The 15,659-nt window shown below is 61.5% G+C and carries 11 protein-coding genes; 8 read left to right on the top strand and 3 right to left on the bottom strand.

The window, feature by feature from the left end:
* The first annotated feature begins 68 nt into the window (after positions 1-68).
* Both abaF and ACEN9A_RS08590 read left to right on the top strand, forming a co-directional pair.
* Positions 69-1,466, top strand: a complete 1,398-nt coding sequence (gene abaF / locus ACEN9A_RS08595) for a fosfomycin efflux MFS transporter AbaF (RefSeq protein ID WP_258672988.1) — start codon at positions 69-71, stop codon at positions 1,464-1,466.
* Positions 1,467-1,670: 204 nt separating this feature from the next.
* Positions 1,671-3,251 (top strand): aldehyde dehydrogenase (NADP(+)), encoded by a 1,581-nt coding sequence (locus ACEN9A_RS08590; RefSeq protein ID WP_258672987.1) that lies wholly within the window; start codon positions 1,671-1,673, stop codon positions 3,249-3,251.
* 195 nt (positions 3,252-3,446) lie between these two features.
* On the opposite strand, the gene ACEN9A_RS08585 is transcribed toward ACEN9A_RS08590, so the two are convergent.
* A complete protein-coding gene (locus tag ACEN9A_RS08585; protein ID WP_258672986.1) occupies positions 3,447-4,454 on the bottom strand; it encodes an Ldh family oxidoreductase in 1,008 nt (335 codons plus the stop codon).
* 252 nt (positions 4,455-4,706) lie between these two features.
* Here ACEN9A_RS08585 and ACEN9A_RS08580 point away from each other — a divergent pair, with 252 nt between their 5' ends.
* From ACEN9A_RS08580 to ACEN9A_RS08570, 3 genes are all read left to right on the top strand, one after another.
* Positions 4,707-5,159, top strand: coding sequence for an Ohr family peroxiredoxin (locus ACEN9A_RS08580; protein WP_019649553.1), 453 nt, complete (start codon positions 4,707-4,709; stop codon positions 5,157-5,159).
* A 197-nt stretch (positions 5,160-5,356) separates the two neighbouring features.
* Entirely contained in the window at positions 5,357-5,818 is a 462-nt protein-coding gene (locus tag ACEN9A_RS08575) for a MarR family winged helix-turn-helix transcriptional regulator (RefSeq protein ID WP_192351466.1), read from the top strand.
* A 135-nt stretch (positions 5,819-5,953) separates the two neighbouring features.
* Positions 5,954-6,220: a FecR/PupR family sigma factor regulator gene (locus ACEN9A_RS08570; protein WP_026345856.1), complete on the top strand. Its 267-nt coding sequence runs from the start codon at positions 5,954-5,956 to the stop codon at positions 6,218-6,220.
* A 101-nt stretch (positions 6,221-6,321) separates the two neighbouring features.
* Here the strand turns inward: ACEN9A_RS08570 and ACEN9A_RS08565 are convergent, their stop codons facing one another.
* Positions 6,322-7,743: a diaminobutyrate--2-oxoglutarate transaminase gene (locus ACEN9A_RS08565; RefSeq protein WP_258672985.1), complete on the bottom strand. Its 1,422-nt coding sequence runs from the start codon at positions 7,741-7,743 to the stop codon at positions 6,322-6,324.
* 117 nt (positions 7,744-7,860) lie between these two features.
* Positions 7,861-9,921, bottom strand: coding sequence for a TonB-dependent receptor (locus ACEN9A_RS08560; protein ID WP_019649557.1), 2,061 nt, complete (start codon positions 9,919-9,921; stop codon positions 7,861-7,863).
* Between the two features lie 258 nt (positions 9,922-10,179).
* On the opposite strand from ACEN9A_RS08560, the gene ACEN9A_RS08555 reads away from it, so the two are divergent.
* The 3 genes from ACEN9A_RS08555 to ACEN9A_RS08545 are packed head-to-tail and all read left to right on the top strand — an operon-like array spanning position 10,180 to position 15,657.
* Entirely contained in the window at positions 10,180-11,157 is a 978-nt protein-coding gene (locus tag ACEN9A_RS08555) for a TauD/TfdA family dioxygenase (protein WP_258672980.1), read from the top strand.
* 7 nt (positions 11,158-11,164) lie between these two features.
* Positions 11,165-14,593, top strand: coding sequence for a condensation domain-containing protein (locus ACEN9A_RS08550; RefSeq protein ID WP_258672979.1), 3,429 nt, complete (start codon positions 11,165-11,167; stop codon positions 14,591-14,593).
* A 17-nt stretch (positions 14,594-14,610) separates the two neighbouring features.
* On the top strand, positions 14,611-15,657 hold the full coding sequence (locus ACEN9A_RS08545) for a TauD/TfdA family dioxygenase (RefSeq protein WP_019649560.1): 1,047 nt from the start codon (positions 14,611-14,613) through the stop codon (positions 15,655-15,657).
* Positions 15,658-15,659 lie beyond the last annotated feature (2 nt).

Here is a 15,659-nt window from a genome sequence, read left to right as displayed (position 1 = left end):
ATTGCCGGGCGGATCCTCGCGGGTCCGGCCCGGCTACCTGTTTTCGCGCCTCTACAGGAAACGTCAGCATGTCCAATCCTCACAGCACCTCCAGCGCAACCACACCCTCGGGACTCAAACGCGTGGTGGCCGCCGCCATGGCCGGCACTGTCGCCGAGTGGTATGAATTCTTTCTCTACGGCACCGCTTCGGCATTGGTCTTCGGCCAGCTGTTCTTCCGTCAGACCGACAGTCCGATCGACGGCATCATCGCCGCCTTCGCCCTGTACGCCGTCGGCTTCCTCGCCCGTCCGTTGGGCGGTCTGGTGTTCGGTCACTACGGTGACAAATTCGGCCGCAAGCGCCTGCTGCAACTGAGCCTGGTTGTGGTCGGCATCACCACGTTCCTGATGGGTTGCCTGCCCGGCTTCGACAGCATCGGCTATGCCGCGCCAGTGTTATTGGTGCTGCTGCGGCTGATTCAGGGCTTTGCCTTCGGGGGTGAATGGGGTGGCGCGATTCTGCTGGTGTCCGAGCACTGCCCGGACAATCGACGAGGCTTCTGGGCCAGTTGGCCGCAAGCCGGGGTGCCGGCCGGCAATCTGGTGGCGACCGTCGCCCTGCTGCTGTTGTCGTCAAACCTGTCGGAACAACAATTCCTCGCCTGGGGCTGGCGCGTGGCGTTCTGGTTCTCGGCGGTGGTGGTGCTGATCGGCTACTGGATTCGCACCAGCGTCGATGACGCGCCGATTTTCAAGGAGGCCCAGGCCCGGCAAGCGCAGACCAAGCAGCAACAACTGGGCGTGGTAGAAGTGCTGCGTCATCACTGGCGCTCGGTGCTGGTGGGGATCGGCGCGCGGTTTGCCGAGAACATCCTCTATTACACGGTGGTCACCTTTTCGATCACCTACCTGAAACTGGTGGTGCACAAGGACACTTCGGAAATTCTTTTGCTGATGTTCGGCGCGCACCTGCTGCACTTTTTCCTGATCCCGTTGATGGGCTATCTGTCGGATATCGTGGGGCGCAAACCGGTGTACCTGATCGGCGCGGTGCTCACTGCGTTCTGGGGCTTCATCGGCTTCCCGATGATGGACACCGGCAACAATTGGCTGATCATCAGCGCCATCACCCTGGGCCTGGCCATCGAGTCGATGACCTATGCGCCCTACTCGGCGCTGATGGCCGAAATGTTCCCGACCCATGTGCGCTACACCGCCCTTTCGCTGTGCTACCAGGTGGCGCCGATCTTCGCCGGATCCCTCGCGCCGCTGATCGCCATCACCCTGCTCAACAAGTACCACAGCTCGACACCGATCGCCTGGTACCTGGTGGGCGCCGCGCTGATCTCCATCGTGGCCGTCGGCCTGACCCGGGAAACCCGTGGCAAGTCGTTGCACCAGGTGGATGCCGAATCCGCTGCGCGCATTGCTGCTCTGGACAACACCGTGCCGGCCGCTGCGCGCCGGGGTGATTCGCTGGCTTGAACCTGACACACCCCACACCCTGTGGCGAGGGAGCTTGCTCCCGCTCGAGTGCGCAGCACTCGCAAAAGAGGCAACGGTTGCCACTATTTTGGGGCCGCTACGCAGCCCAACGCGAGCAAGCTCGCTCGCCACAAGACAGCGCACGACTCAGCACCTTGATTGACCTGCAAGGGTTCTGCCTCACCTTTTTCGACAGGAGTTTTTATGCCCGAGATCATCGGCCACAACTACATCGGCGGTGCCCGCAGCGCCGCTGGCAACATCGCGATGCAGAGCCATGACGCCAGCACCGGCGCAGCGCTGCCCTATTCGTTCATGCAAGCCACCGTCGAGGAAGTGCACGCCGCAGCCCAAGCCGCCGCTGCCGCTTACCCGACCTTTCGCAATCTGCCGGCGACGCGCCGTGCAGAATTTCTCGAGGCCATCGCCGCGCAACTGGATGCCCTGGATGACGAATTTGTCGCCCTGGTCACTCGCGAAACAGCTTTGCCGACTGGACGAATTCAAGGCGAACGCAGCCGTACCAGCGGCCAGATGCGTCTGTTCGCCCAGGTGCTGCGCCGGGGCGATTTCTATGGGGCGCGCATCGACCGCGCGTTGCCCGAACGTCAGCCTCTGCCACGGGGTGACCTGCGCCAATACCGAATCGGCGTCGGCCCGGTGGCCGTGTTCGGCGCCAGTAACTTCCCGCTGGCCTTTTCCACCGCTGGCGGGGACACCGCCGCCGCCCTGGCCGCCGGTTGCCCGGTGGTGTTCAAGGCCCACAGCGGACACATGGCGACCGCCGAGTGCGTGGCCGACGCAATCATCCGCGCCGCCGAGCAGACCGACATGCCTGAAGGCGTGTTCAACATGATCTACGGCGCGGGCGTCGGTGAAACGCTGGTCAAGCATCCGGCGATCCAGGCCGTTGGTTTCACCGGCTCGCTCAAAGGCGGTCGCGCCCTCTGTGACATGGCCGCCGCACGGCCACAACCGATTCCCGTATTCGCCGAAATGAGCAGCATCAACCCGGTGCTGGTATTGCCTGAAGCCCTGCGCGCACGGGGCGAGAAAATCGCCGGTGAACTGGTGGCGTCGGTGGTTCAGGGGTGCGGTCAGTTCTGTACCAATCCGGGGTTGGTGATCGGTATCCGCTCACCGCAGTTCAGCGCGTTCACCGCGCGGCTCAGCGCCTTGATGGCCGAACAACCGGCGCAAACCATGCTCAACGCCGGCACCCTCGCCAGCTACGAAAAAGGTGTGCAGGCGTTAGTCGACCATCCAGGGATAAGCCATCTGGCAGGCCAGGACCAGCACGGCAATCAAGCCCGGCCGCAACTGTTCAAGGCCGACGTCAGCCTGCTGCTCAAGGGTGATCCGCTGTTGCAGGAAGAAGTGTTCGGCCCGACCACCCTCGTCGTCGAAGTGGCCGACAAGGCGCAGCTGCAACAGGCACTGCACAGCCTGCACGGGCAACTCACCACCACCCTGATCGGCGAACCACAGGATCTGCACGAACACGCCGACCTGCTGGTGCTGCTGGAACAAAAGGCCGGCCGGGTGCTGTTCAATGGCTACCCGACCGGCGTTGAAGTGTGCGATGCGATGGTGCATGGCGGTCCTTACCCTGCGACCTCCGACGCCCGCGGCACGTCGGTCGGCAGCCTGGCCATCGAGCGTTTCCTGCGCCCGGTGTGCTACCAGAACTGCCCGGATGCCTTGCTGCCCGACGCCCTGAAAAACGCCAACCCGCTGGGCATTGCCCGCCTGGTTGATGGCGCCAGCCACCGCGAACCGGTCTGACAACACAACGCTCCTGTGTGGCGAGGGGGCTTACCCCCGTTCGGCTGCGTAGCAGTCGTAAAAACATTACATGCGGTGTACCTGACACAGCGCGATTGCTGGTTTTGGGGCCGCTTCGCAACCCAACGGGGGCAAGCCCCCTCACCACACAAGCCCCCTCGCCACACAGGCTCGCTTCCACAGGAGTTCGGATTATCAAGTCAGCAGCGCTTTCAGATCGTTGTACAGCGCCTCGGGAATCTGCACGCCCTCCACCAAACTGTGCGCCCGCGCCGTATAACGCCGCTGCGACGGCAAGCGCGCGCCCTGCCCTTCAATTCCTTGAAACAACACCTCGGCCCGGGCCAAGTGCTCTTCAGTGGCCGCTCCCAGAAAACGCCGCGGATCCAGCGCGATGATCAACTCGCCATGGTACGGCGACGACTTGCTGCCCGCGTCGTAAGCCAGCGACTCTGCACTGGTCAGGTCACCGATCAACGGCCCGGCAATCAACTCCACCATCGCCGCCAGCGCCGAACCCTTATGCCCACCGAACGTCAGCATCGCGCCGCTATCGAGCACCACGTTGGCATCGGTGCTCGGCCGCCCCTCGGCGTCCACGCCCCAGCCCTCGGGAATCGCCTTGCCGGCACGCCGATGCAACTCGATATCGCCACGGGCAATTGCACTGGTGGCGAAGTCGAACACAAACGGATCCTGCCCCGCACGCGGCCAGCCAAAGGCAATGGGATTGGTGCCGAACACCGGCACCCGTCCCCCGGCCGGCGCTACCCAGGCATGACTCGGATTACACGCCAGCGCCACCAGCCCGGCGGCGGTCAACTGCTCGATCTCCACCCACAGCGCCGAGAAATGCACGCAGCGATTGATCGCCAACGCCGCAACCCCGTTGGCCCGGGTTTTCTCCGCCAGTAGCGGCAAACCTGCCTGGAACGCCAACTGCGAAAAACCACCCCCGGCATCCACCCGCACAATCGACGGCGCCTGGTCGATCACCCGTGGCTCGGCATCCGCCGACACCTTGCCGGCCCGCAGGGAATTCACGCAGCCCAGAATCCGGTACAAACCGTGGGAGGCACAGCCATCGCGCTCGCCGGCGATCACCGTCGCCGCCACCGCTTGCGCATGGGCCAGGTTAAAACCGTTGTGCAGCAAGATCGATTCGGCCAATTCACGGGCTTCGATCAGGGTCAGTCGAATCATGGTCATCTCCTTGGACAGACCGTTCAGACTGGCCAAGTCCAAGGCTCACGGCTTGATCGCTTTAGTTCGGGTTGATGACGAATTCGGCATATCGCTGAAACGGCCGACCGCGTGTTGCCCGGCCACTCGTCGGGCGACGCAACCCGACTGATTGACAGCGATAGGTGCCTGCGCAATTATTATTACATCGCATGCGATACAAACGCATACGACACACAAATCACATCATTCGAAACACTGAGGATCCACCCCATGAGCAAGATCGAAAAAGTCCTGATGACCGGCAAGACTCACACCACCGCCAGCGCCGCTGGCAACACGTCGCGTGGTCATAACGGCAGCCTCGACATTACGCTGTCGTCGCCTGGAAGTGCGAAACCGGCGCACGTGTTCACCGCCATTCAGCCACACCCGACCGCCGAGCAACTGTTCGCCGGTGCATGGTCGGCCTGTTACACCGCCGCCGTCGGGCTGGTGGCCAATGACATGAACGTGGTGCTGCCGTCTGATCTCTCCGTCGACATCGAAGTCGATCTGGGCCAGACCGGTGCGGCCTACTTCCTTCAGGCTCGATTGACGCTCCGCGTGCCGGGGCTGACGCACGACGTTGCGACGACACTGGCGCACACCGCCGATCAGATTTGCCCGTACTCGAAGGCGACGCGCGGCAATATCGACGTTGCCCTGAACGTCCTCACGGTTTGACGCACAGCGATTGCATTTTTTCTCCAAATACATCGCATACGCTTTAAGCGCATGCGAATCACAAACCCATGCGTGCGGCCGGTCAGACGTTGCTGTCAGACCGGCCACCGTCAACAAATCAGAGCTGTTCCGACACAATCGTATACGAGGTATATTTTGCCTTTGCGAGCCTTCTACTTTGGCCAACGAGGAAGCACATGAAACGCACTGACAAGACCGTCCCCGCTGATCTGAAGCTCTCCGACTTCCTGTGTTTTGCGGTCTATTCCACGAACCTGGCCTTCGGCAAGGCCTACAAGCCGATACTCGAGCACTTGGGGCTCACCTATACGCAATACATCACCATCGTTGCGCTATGGGAGGAAGACCACCAAACCGTGGGCAGCCTGGGCGAGAAGCTGTTTCTCGAATCGAACACGCTCACACCGATCCTGAAGAAACTGGAAGCGATGGGCTATCTGCAGAGGCAACGTGATCCCGAGGACGAACGGCAGGTGCGGATCAGCCTGACGAAAAGCGGTCGCCAGCTACGCGAAGACCGCCCCGAGAAGGGCCTTTCCCACGCAACGGGTCTGGAACCGGAAGAGTTCGCACAGTTGCAGAACGCGATCGTGAAACTGCGCAACAACCTCATCAAATCGACGAAAGCCGAAGGATGAGCGGCTGCTTCCCCTGCGCCCTACTGACTCTTCAAGCCCAGGTCGCCAGACCTGGTTTTTACGCTGACCTTTTTTGACATTTTTTTGCCAATCTCACCCGTAGAGTGGCTTGTCTGGCCCTATAGGTAACTGTCAATGAAAGCCCCCAGCCCTTGCGAGATGGACGAAGAAATTCTCACTCAAGCCGCGCATTGGTGCATGCGTTTGCAGGATGATACCTGTACGACCGAAGAGCGTCTGGCCTTCCAGCACTGGATCCAGATCGATCCACGCCATGCATTTGAGTACGCCAAAATGCTTGAGATCTGGGAACTCAGTGATGGATCGCCGAACAATAAAAGCACGTCGAAAAAACTGCTGACCGACACGTCGCCCCTGCATGACGGCGTCCGCAAAATGTAACTTGAGGGCTGCAGCACCCGCACCATCGGCAATCGTTCCCTGATCCCGACAAAATGGGCTTGCCGGTCCCTATCGGCAAGCTCCTGGACATCGACGGATCATTAACGCGCGGGGTGCTCGTTGATCATGCTGGCTGCCTGGAACAGGATTTGCGCGACGAAATCGATTTCCTGTTCGGTGATGATCAGCGGCGGCAAAAAGCGCACGGTCGCGCCAAAGCGTCCACCCAGCTCGACGATCAGGCCGCGCTTCAAGCATGCCTGCTGGAAGGCTTTTGCCCGTGCGGTGTCCACCGGCGGATGCCCCTGTACGTCGAGAGCGCCCTGCGGGTCGACGATTTCCATGCCGAGCATCAGACCGCGACCACGTACATCGCCAATCCAGGTGAACTCGCTTTGCAGCATCTGCAACTGTTTGCGCAGGTGTGCGCCAGCGGTCTCGGCGTGGGCCACCAGGCCTTCATCGCGGATGAAGCGCAAGGTCGCGGTGCCGGCCGCCATCGCCAGCTGATTGCCACGGAAGGTGCCGGCGTGGGCACCCGGCTGCCAGACATCCAGCGAATCGTTATAGACCATGACCGACAGCGGCAGACCACCACCGATGGCTTTGGACAAGGTGATGACGTCAGGCGTGATGCCCGATTGCTCGAAGCCGAACATCCGGCCGCTGCGGGCGATGCCGCACTGGATCTCGTCGACGATCAGCGGAATGCCGTGAGCCTGGGTCAATCGGCGAAGTTCCTGAAGCCAGCGGTCCGGCGCGGCAATCACCCCGCCCTCCCCTTGAATCGGTTCCAGGATCATTGCCGCCGGCGCGGTGACGCCGCTTTCCGGATCGTTGAGCAAATGCTCGAGGTAACGCACATTCAGCGTTACCCCCTGATCGCCGGCCACACCGAACGGGCAACGGTAATCGTGGGGGAACGGCAAGCGTTGTACGCCTGGCATCAACGCACCGAGGGCATTTTTCGGCGACAGGTTGCCACTGATGGCCAACGTCCCCAGGGTCATCCCGTGGTAAGCCCCTTCAAACGCCAGCACCGAGTGCCGCCCGGTGGCTGTGCGGGTGAGTTTGAGCGCCGCTTCGACCGCGTCGGCACCGCTTGGGCCGCAAAACTGGATGCGCGCATTGCGAGCGAATTCGCTGGGCAGGCAAGCAAAAATCTCTTGTACGAAGGCGTCCTTCACCGGGGTCATGAGGTCCAGGGTATGCATCGGCACACCGGCCGCCATGACTTGGGTGATGGCTTCGATAATCACCGGATGGTTGTGGCCCAGCGCCAGGGTTCCGGCACCGGCCAGACAATCGACAAACACTTGCCCCCGACTGTCCTGCACATAAATGCCATGGGCTCGTTCGAGCACCAGTGGAATGCGTCGCGGGTAACTGCGGGCATTGGATTCCTGCTGTTGCTGGCGTTCCAGCAGCGGCGTGGAATCCAGGCAGTAAGAGCTCGACAGACCGGTATGCAACAGACGTAGCTGTTGCGCGCCACCCGCCGTGACATTCGAAAAAGCACTCATGATTTCCTCCATGGAGACTGGGTTTGGAAGGGAACGGGGCTGCCTGAATACGAACGTCTCAGGCAGCGACAACCTTGAAACCGAACGCGGGGAGCCTGCCTCCCCGCGCTTATGGGTTTACATGTCGTAGCGCAGAACCATACCCACCGTGCGCGGCGCGCCGACGTCGATGATGTCGCCGCTGCGGTTGTTGGTGACGTATTCCTTGTCGAAGGCGTTTTTCACGAAACCGGACACCGCGACGTTCTTGGTGACCTTGTATTCGGTGTTGAAGTTGACCAGCCAGTAGTTGTCGCTCTTGCGCTCGCCGGTGACCTTGCCGTCCGCGCCGAACTTGTATTCCGACGGGGTGGTGCTCTGGTAGGTGACGTCCGTGTTGAAGGTCAGGCGGTCGTCGAAGCGATAGGTGCCGCCCACCGACATCTTGTACTTGGGCGAATAGAGGAACGATTCGCCGCTCATGTCCCGGCCATCGCCCGTGACGAAGTCCTTGTACTTGCCATCGGTGATGGCGCCACCGGCGGTCAGCGTCAGCTGTTCAGTGAGGTCTTTTTCAACAAAGACTTCCAGACCCTTGATGTCGCTGCGGCCGGCGTTGAAGACGCGAGCGAACTGAGTGTCCGGGTCCTGCACACTGACCTGCTGGTCTTTCCAGTCGGTGTAGTACAGGTTGGCGCGGGTACGCAGGGTCTCGTCGAAGAATGAACCGCGGTACGACAGTTCGTAGTTGGTGGTGTATTCAGGGTCGTAGGCCTCGTGACCGCCTCCGGCGCGGACGTTGACGCCGCCGCCGCGATAGCCTTTCTGCACCATGAATCCAAGGTACTGCCCGGTCGCCAACTCGTAGTTAATACCGAGTTTCGGCAGCACGGCATCAAACGACTTGCTGACTTTCCCGGGACTGGAGAAGTCATCCTGATTGACGTCGGTATCGTTCGTCTCGTGGTCGTAGCGAAGACCGGTAATCAACGTCCAGCGCGGGGCGAAGGTCCAGTTGATTTCACCGAAAACCGCCTTGTTTTCAATCGTCGTGTCGCCCTTGACGGTCGCAAACAGTTCGTTATCGAACAACAACTTGTCGTGGAAGTTGTTGGTGTTGTGGCCATAGTAGGCACCGACAAAGCTCTTGACCGTGTCCGAGGCGTAATTCAGACGCAGCTCTTGACTGAACAGGTCGCCGTCCTGCTTGCGCAGAATGACTTCGTTGGCATCAGCGGTCTGGTCGAAGTCCAGACGATTGCTGTAGTCCGAACGGGTGTTGGCGGTAAGGCTGGTCAGGGACCATGCATCGTTCAGGCGATAGTCTACCTTGGCGCTGACGGTGTCTTGCTTGAGGTTATCGAAGGCCTTGGTGTTGGAAGCAACCTTGTAATAGCGGACCTTGTCGTTGACGCGCATCACCGAGTTGTCGCCCTGACGGTGTTCACTGTGGGCGTAGGTCAGCAATACATCAGTGTCGTCATTAGGCAGGATCAGCAATTTACCGCGGGCATTGCTCGTACGGTGCGGGTTGGCATCGTCTTGGGTGGTGACGTTATCGATGTAACCGTCGCCGTCCTGATAATCCACGGCGATACGCCCGGCGATCTTGTCGTCGACGATCGAACCGCCGCCCGCAACAGCTGCTCCGCGCTCACCATAGTTCCCCACATTGGTTTGCGCCGAGAAGCTCGGTTGGAAGGTTGGATTTTTGGTCTGGATCACCACCGCGCCAGCCAGAGAGTTACGTCCCTGAGTGGTCGACTGCGGGCCGAGGAACACTTCGACCTGTTCCGCATCCCACAGCGGGATCGGGCTGAGGGTCAGTGCGCGGTTCGGTTGCACGGCGCCGTCGACATACACCGAGACCGCACCGTTGAGAGTCGCCGGGCCCTGGTCATCGAAACCTGACACCGGCACACCACGAATACCCCAGTTCTCGTTACCGGCCTGGCTGTACACGCCCGGCGTGCGGGCGAACACATCGACCAGGCTGTGGTCGGCCTTCTCGCGTAATTGCTGTTCGGTGACGACCACGACGCTGGACTGGGTTTGCTCTAGGGTGCGGTTGATTTTTTCACCCGTCACGGTGATCGGAGCGATCTCCATTGTGTTCGACTGTTCAGCCGCCCATGCGCTGTTAATCAGGCATACCGCCGACCCCACAGCCAACGCAATCGTATTCTTTTTGAAATTCACGCCCCGCTCCCATGCGACAGATACTTGTTGTTTTTTCAACTGGCTGAATGCTGTTCGGCGCCAGCGGGGCGGAGTCTAATCGAAAAAAAAATTTAAAGGAATAAGATTGATAATCCATCTCATTTGTAACTAAGATGCCGCCGTGTATCTGAGCGAATACATTTCAGTCGAGCTCTGCGCCGGCGACCTCTGCCCTGTTTTCAAGGTCTGCCCAAGCCGCTCCGACTGGTCGAAAAAGATAAAAAGGATGTGTAAAGGATGACCTCAATCGAACACCTGAGCGGGCGTTCCGAGCCTTTTTCCATTGCTCCGGCGGATGGCAGCGAGCTGTCGTTACCCGTGCTGGTGCAGGCGGTGCCGGGACAGTCGATTCATGATCTCGACGCATCGATCCGCGACAGCCTGCCCCATGCACTGACCACCGTTGGCGGGGTGCTGTTTCGCGGGTTTACCGTCGCCACTCCCATCGACTTCAAGCGCTTCGCCGCCAGTTTCGGCGCACCGCTGGCCAGCTACGAATTCGGCTCCACGCCACGCAGCAAAGTCTTCGCCGGGGTGTATAGCTCCACCGAATACCCGGCCCATCAATTCATCCCCTTGCACAACGAGCAGGCCTATACCCGGCCATGGCCTTCGCGCATCTGGTTCCACTGCATCAAGGCCAGTGAAACCGGTGGCGAAACGCCGATTGCCGACAGCCGCCTGATCTACCAGCGCATGCCCGCCGAGATTCGCGAGTTGTTCGCCAGCCGCGAGCTTCTCTATGTGCGCAATTACAGCGGCGCCCTCGACCTGCCCTGGCAGAAAGTCTTCAACACTGAAGACCGTGCCCAGGTTGAACGCTACTGCCAGGACAACGACATCGAGTGGGAATGGAAAGCCGATGGCGACCTGCGCACCCGTCAGCGTTGCGCCGCCGTGCAGCAGCACCCCGATACCGGTGAGTGGGTCTGGTTCAATCAGGCGCACCTGTTTCACGTATCGGCCATCGAACCCAGCGTACGCGCCAGCCTGCTGGCGGCGGTGGGTGAAGAGAACCTGCCGCGCCACGTCTACTTCGGCGACGGCTCGGCCATTCCCGACGACGTGCTCGACACTGTGCGCGAGGTCTATCGCCAGACCGCCATCAGCTTCCCCTGGCAGCCCGGCGACATCCTGATGCTCGACAATCGACTGGTCGCACACGGCCGCAATCCTTACACCGGTGACCGCAAAGTCATCGTTGCCATGGCGTGAATTGCACATGTTTTCATTCAATCACTGGATCGAAGTGCTGGAGGCCAACGCGCTGCACTTCCCGCAGCGTGCTGCCCTGCACTTTTTGCCGGACGGCGTCGAGATCGGCGAAACCCTGACCTTTGCCCAGTTGCACGAGCAGTCCCGCTCCCTGGCGGCCGCCCTGCAATCGCGCTACGCGCCCGGCGATCGCGTGTTGTTGATGCTGCCCAGCAGCCTCGACTACGCCCGTGCGTTTTGTGCCTGTCTATATGCCGGCCTGATCGCCGTGCCGTTGTTTTCACCGCCGTCACGCAAGCCGCGCCACCTCGACCGCGTGCGCAATGTGGTGGTGGATGCCGAACCGGCACTGATCCTCGCACCGGCGGATCATTGCCAGGGCTTGCTGGAACTGGTGCAAGACCGGGCCGATGTGTTGACGGTCCAGGACCTCGGCACACCGCTGGCCAGTGAGTGGCAACGTCCGGATGTCGACGGTGCGACCGTGGCCTTCCTGCAATACACCTCGGGCTCCACCGGCACGCCAAAAGGCGTGGAAGTGCGTCAGCGCAACCTGATTGCCAACGTCGAACTGATGCGTCAGGCCTACGGTTTCAATGAGCATGGCGCCATGGTCAACTGGCTGCCGCTGTACCATGACATGGGGTTGATCGGCGGCATGCTGGCCCCGCTTTACAGCGGCATGCCCTGCTACCTGATGGCTTCGCAGACCTTCGTCAATGCGCCATCGACCTGGCTGCAGGCGTTGAGTCGTTATCGCGCCACCGCCAGTTTTGCCCCCAACTTCGCCTATGCCCTGTGCAACCGGGTGGTCAGCGACAACCTGATCGCGCAACTCGACTTGAGCGCCTGGCAACACGCAATCAACGGCGCCGAACCGATCCACCCCGGCACTCTCGACGCTTTCGCCAGACGCTTCGCCGCTTGTGGCCTCAATCCTTTGGCGATCAGCCCCGGTTATGGCCAGGCCGAAGCGACGCTGTGTGTCAGCGCCACGCCGGCCGACGCGCTGCCACTGGTGCTGAGCCTGGACAAGGCCGTACTGGAAACCGGGCGTGTGGCCCTGGCTACAACCGATGACGCCGCCGTGGAGTTCGTCGCCTGCGGCTATCCGCAAGCCTTGCACAGCATCGCCATCGTCGACCCGCAGAGCCATGAACGCTGCGCCGCCGATCGCATCGGCGAAGTCTGGCTGAGGGGCCCGAGCAACGCCGAAGCCTATTGGAAAAACCCCGAGGCCAGTCGCGAAGCCTTTGAGGCACGGATTGTCGGCGAAGCCGACAACTACCTGCGCTCCGGCGACCTGGGTTTCATGCACTATGGCCAGGTGGTGATCTGCGGACGGCTCAAGGATCTGCTGATTCTCAACGGGCGCAATCTGTACCCTCACGACATCGAATTCGCCATTACCGATGCCGAGCCGGGCATTCGCACCGGGCGCATTGCCGCGTTCTCGGAAATGGACCCGGCACTGGGTCGCGAGAAACTGGTGATCGTCGCCGAGCCGCAACGCAAATTCGTCGACCCGGCGCATCACCCGACGCTGTTTGCGTCGATGCAAAACGCCGTGCGCGAAGCCGCCGACTGCGGCATCGATCAGATTGTGCTGGTGGAAGCCGGCACCATCCCGATGACCACCAGCGGCAAGATCGCCCGTCAAGGCGCGCGCAAGCAACTGGCCGCGGGGACGTTAAGCATCATTGCCCAGAGCGGTGGGCAGATCGCGCCGAACAGCGAAACCATTGACCTCATTCAACTGAAGCACCGCGTAAGCAATGCGCCGCAACTCGCGCAAACCGCTTGCCGCCAATGGCTTGAGCAAACCCTGCGCGAGGTCAATCCGTATCTCGTGGCAGACTTCGAACTCAGCCTGATCGGCCTGGGCCTGGACTCCATCAGCGTGGCCGACTTCGCCGCTCGCCTGCACAAGGATCTGGGCTGGAGCCTCGACACCCAACGTCTGTTTGGTGAACAAACGCTGGCTGAATGGGCGCTGGCCTTGCAGGTGTTCTTGAGCGAGCCATCGCCGAAAACCAGCGCATCCACCGAACGCACAAGCGTCAGCCAAAGTCGTCAATCATTTGCGCAAAATCGCCTGTGGTTCTTGCGCCAATTGAACCCGGACGACACGCGGCACAACCTGGTGTTGCACCTGAGCCTGCAAGGCCCACTGGACATTGAAACCCTGGCGCTGCGGCTGAACAATCTGGTCATGCGCCACAGCGTATTGCGCACGGTGTATCGCGACAGTATCGATGGCCCTCGGCAACAGGTTTTGCCGGCCACGGACGTACCGCTGACCTGGCATGACCTGCGTGATCAGAGCGAGTCGCAGCAGCAACAAGCACTCAGCGACAGCCTGGCCAACGAACACGCCACACCGGTCGAACTCGAAACCGGACCGCTGCTGCGCGCGCAACTGCTCAGCCGCAATGACCAGCAGCATGACCTGCTGCTGACCCTGCACCACATCGCTTTCGACGGGCGCTCGGCGCAAGTGTTGCTGGCGGAGCTGGCAGGCGCCACCGACGCCAAACCGCCGGTGCAGTACCTGGATTTCGCCCAATGCGAAGCCGATCACTGGAGCGAACAGCGGATCGCCGCCGAACAAGGCTTCTGGCGAGAGCATCTGGCAAGCATGCCGCAAACCCTCGAACTGGGTGGCAGCGGGCAGACCCCGGGCGAGCACAGCCTGAACTTCACGGTGCCGCAAACCACTTGCGAACACCTTGCAACCGTGGCCCGCGAGCAAGGCATGACCCTGTTCATGCTGCTACTGGCCAGCTATCAACTGGTGCTCAAGCAACTCGGCGGGCAGCAACAGTTTCTGCTGGGCACCGATGTCAGTGGCCGGCCGTTGGCAGAACACAACGACGTCATCGGTTTTTTCGTCAATCAGCTGACCCTGCGCTGTGACCTGCACGGCGAACCGCCCCTGGCCGGCTTTCTCGAACGGGTTCGTGACGAAGCACGACTGGCCTACGCCCATCAGGGCCTGCCGTTCGATCTGGTGGTGTCGGCGCTGGCGCCGGAACGCCGTCCCGGTCACTCACCGCTGTTCCAGGTCAAGCTCAACTATCAACCGACCCGGGTCACACCGACCGCCATCGCCGGCGCGCGCATGACTGCGCTGGACGTGGCGCAGGCGCCGGGAGATTTCCATCTGGTGCTCGATCTGGTGCACGGCGCCGAAGGCATCGACGCCACCCTCAAGTACCGCGGCGAATATTTCGATCAGGACCGCGCCCTGCGCCTGCAACACCTGTGGACGCGCCTGCTGGACGAGACCCAAAACCTGCTGGACGAACCGCTGCCGGCACTGGCCGAACGGCTCGCCGCCTGGGACCAGACCTTCCAGCGTGAACGCCAACAGGCCCAGGCGCTGGCCGGTCGCAGCCAGATGATGCAAACCAAACGTCGCTCATTGACCCTTTAACCGAGTTGGATGCCTTTATGTCTATCGTGCCCCCATCGTCTCGCGCCCTCGGCGCCGTGCGCCGCAAAGCCATGAACGTCTCGGAACAGCAACTGGTCAGCGAGCGCCTGCTCAGCCCGGACCACGCCTTGCCACTGGTGATCGAGCCGGCGGTCAGCGGCGTCGACCTGGTCGCCTGGGCGGCCAGGGAACGCGAATCCCTGGAGCAGAAACTGCTGCAATACGGCGCCCTGCTGTTTCGCGGGTTCTCGGTGCTGTCCGTGGAGCAATTCGACCAGGTCATCGCCGCGCTCTCCCCCGGTGCACTGGAATACATGTTCCGCGCCTCGCCCCGCACCCGGGTCGGCGGCAACATCTACACCTCGACCGACTACCCAGCCGATCAGATGATTTTCCCGCACAACGAACATTCCTATTCGCCGCGCTTTCCACTGCGACTGTTCTTCTACTGCCACATTCCATCCGAGACCGGTGGCGAAACACCGATCGGTTCGACCCGCGCGGTGAAGGCCGGCATCAGCCCCGAAATCGAAGCACGGTTCCGTGAAAAAGGCGTGCTGTACGTGCGCAACTACGGCGATGGTTTCGGACTGCCGTGGCAGACCGTGTTCCAGTCCGAAGACCGCAGCGAAGTGGAAGCCTACTGCGCCAGTGTCGGCATCGAAGTGGAATGGAAAGACAACAACCGCCTGCGCACCCGCCAGCGCGGGCCGGCCGTGGTGCGCCACCCGCGTACCGGCGAAGAAGTCTGGTTCAACCATGCGACCTTCTTCCACATCAGCACCCTGCCCCCGGCGATCCGCGATTCGCTGCAAAGCAACTTCAACGACCTCGACCTGCCCACCAACACCTTTTACGGCGACGGCGAACCGATCGAGCCGCAGGTACTGGAGTCGCTACGCGCGGCCTACCTCGACTCGCTGGTGCGGTTCAGCTGGCAGCAGGGCGACGTGTTGTTCATCGACAACATGCTCGCGGTTCACGGGCGCGAACCCTTCACCGGCAAGCGCGCAATCATGACCGGCATGGCCGAAGCCCTGCTGTCGAGCGACGTCGCCGTCTGACC

The organism is Pseudomonas sp. Pseusp18 (assembly GCF_059506005.1).
The sequence above is the reverse complement of the archived record's forward strand: the minus strand, read 5'-3'. Positions and strand labels throughout refer to the sequence as shown.

Coding starts and splice junctions, on each gene's coding strand:
- ACEN9A_RS08590 (WP_258672987.1), top strand. CDS start 1,671: ATGCCCGAGATCATCGGCCACAACTACATCGGCGGTGCCCGCAGCGCC.
- ACEN9A_RS08580 (WP_019649553.1), top strand. CDS start 4,707: ATGAGCAAGATCGAAAAAGTCCTGATGACCGGCAAGACTCACACCACC.
- ACEN9A_RS08585 (WP_258672986.1), bottom strand. CDS start 4,454: ATGATTCGACTGACCCTGATCGAAGCCCGTGAATTGGCCGAATCGATC.
- ACEN9A_RS08550 (WP_258672979.1), top strand. CDS start 11,165: ATGTTTTCATTCAATCACTGGATCGAAGTGCTGGAGGCCAACGCGCTG.
- ACEN9A_RS08555 (WP_258672980.1), top strand. CDS start 10,180: ATGACCTCAATCGAACACCTGAGCGGGCGTTCCGAGCCTTTTTCCATT.
- ACEN9A_RS08565 (WP_258672985.1), bottom strand. CDS start 7,743: ATGAGTGCTTTTTCGAATGTCACGGCGGGTGGCGCGCAACAGCTACGT.
- abaF (WP_258672988.1), top strand. CDS start 69: ATGTCCAATCCTCACAGCACCTCCAGCGCAACCACACCCTCGGGACTC.
- ACEN9A_RS08575 (WP_192351466.1), top strand. CDS start 5,357: ATGAAACGCACTGACAAGACCGTCCCCGCTGATCTGAAGCTCTCCGAC.
- ACEN9A_RS08545 (WP_019649560.1), top strand. CDS start 14,611: ATGTCTATCGTGCCCCCATCGTCTCGCGCCCTCGGCGCCGTGCGCCGC.
- ACEN9A_RS08570 (WP_026345856.1), top strand. CDS start 5,954: ATGAAAGCCCCCAGCCCTTGCGAGATGGACGAAGAAATTCTCACTCAA.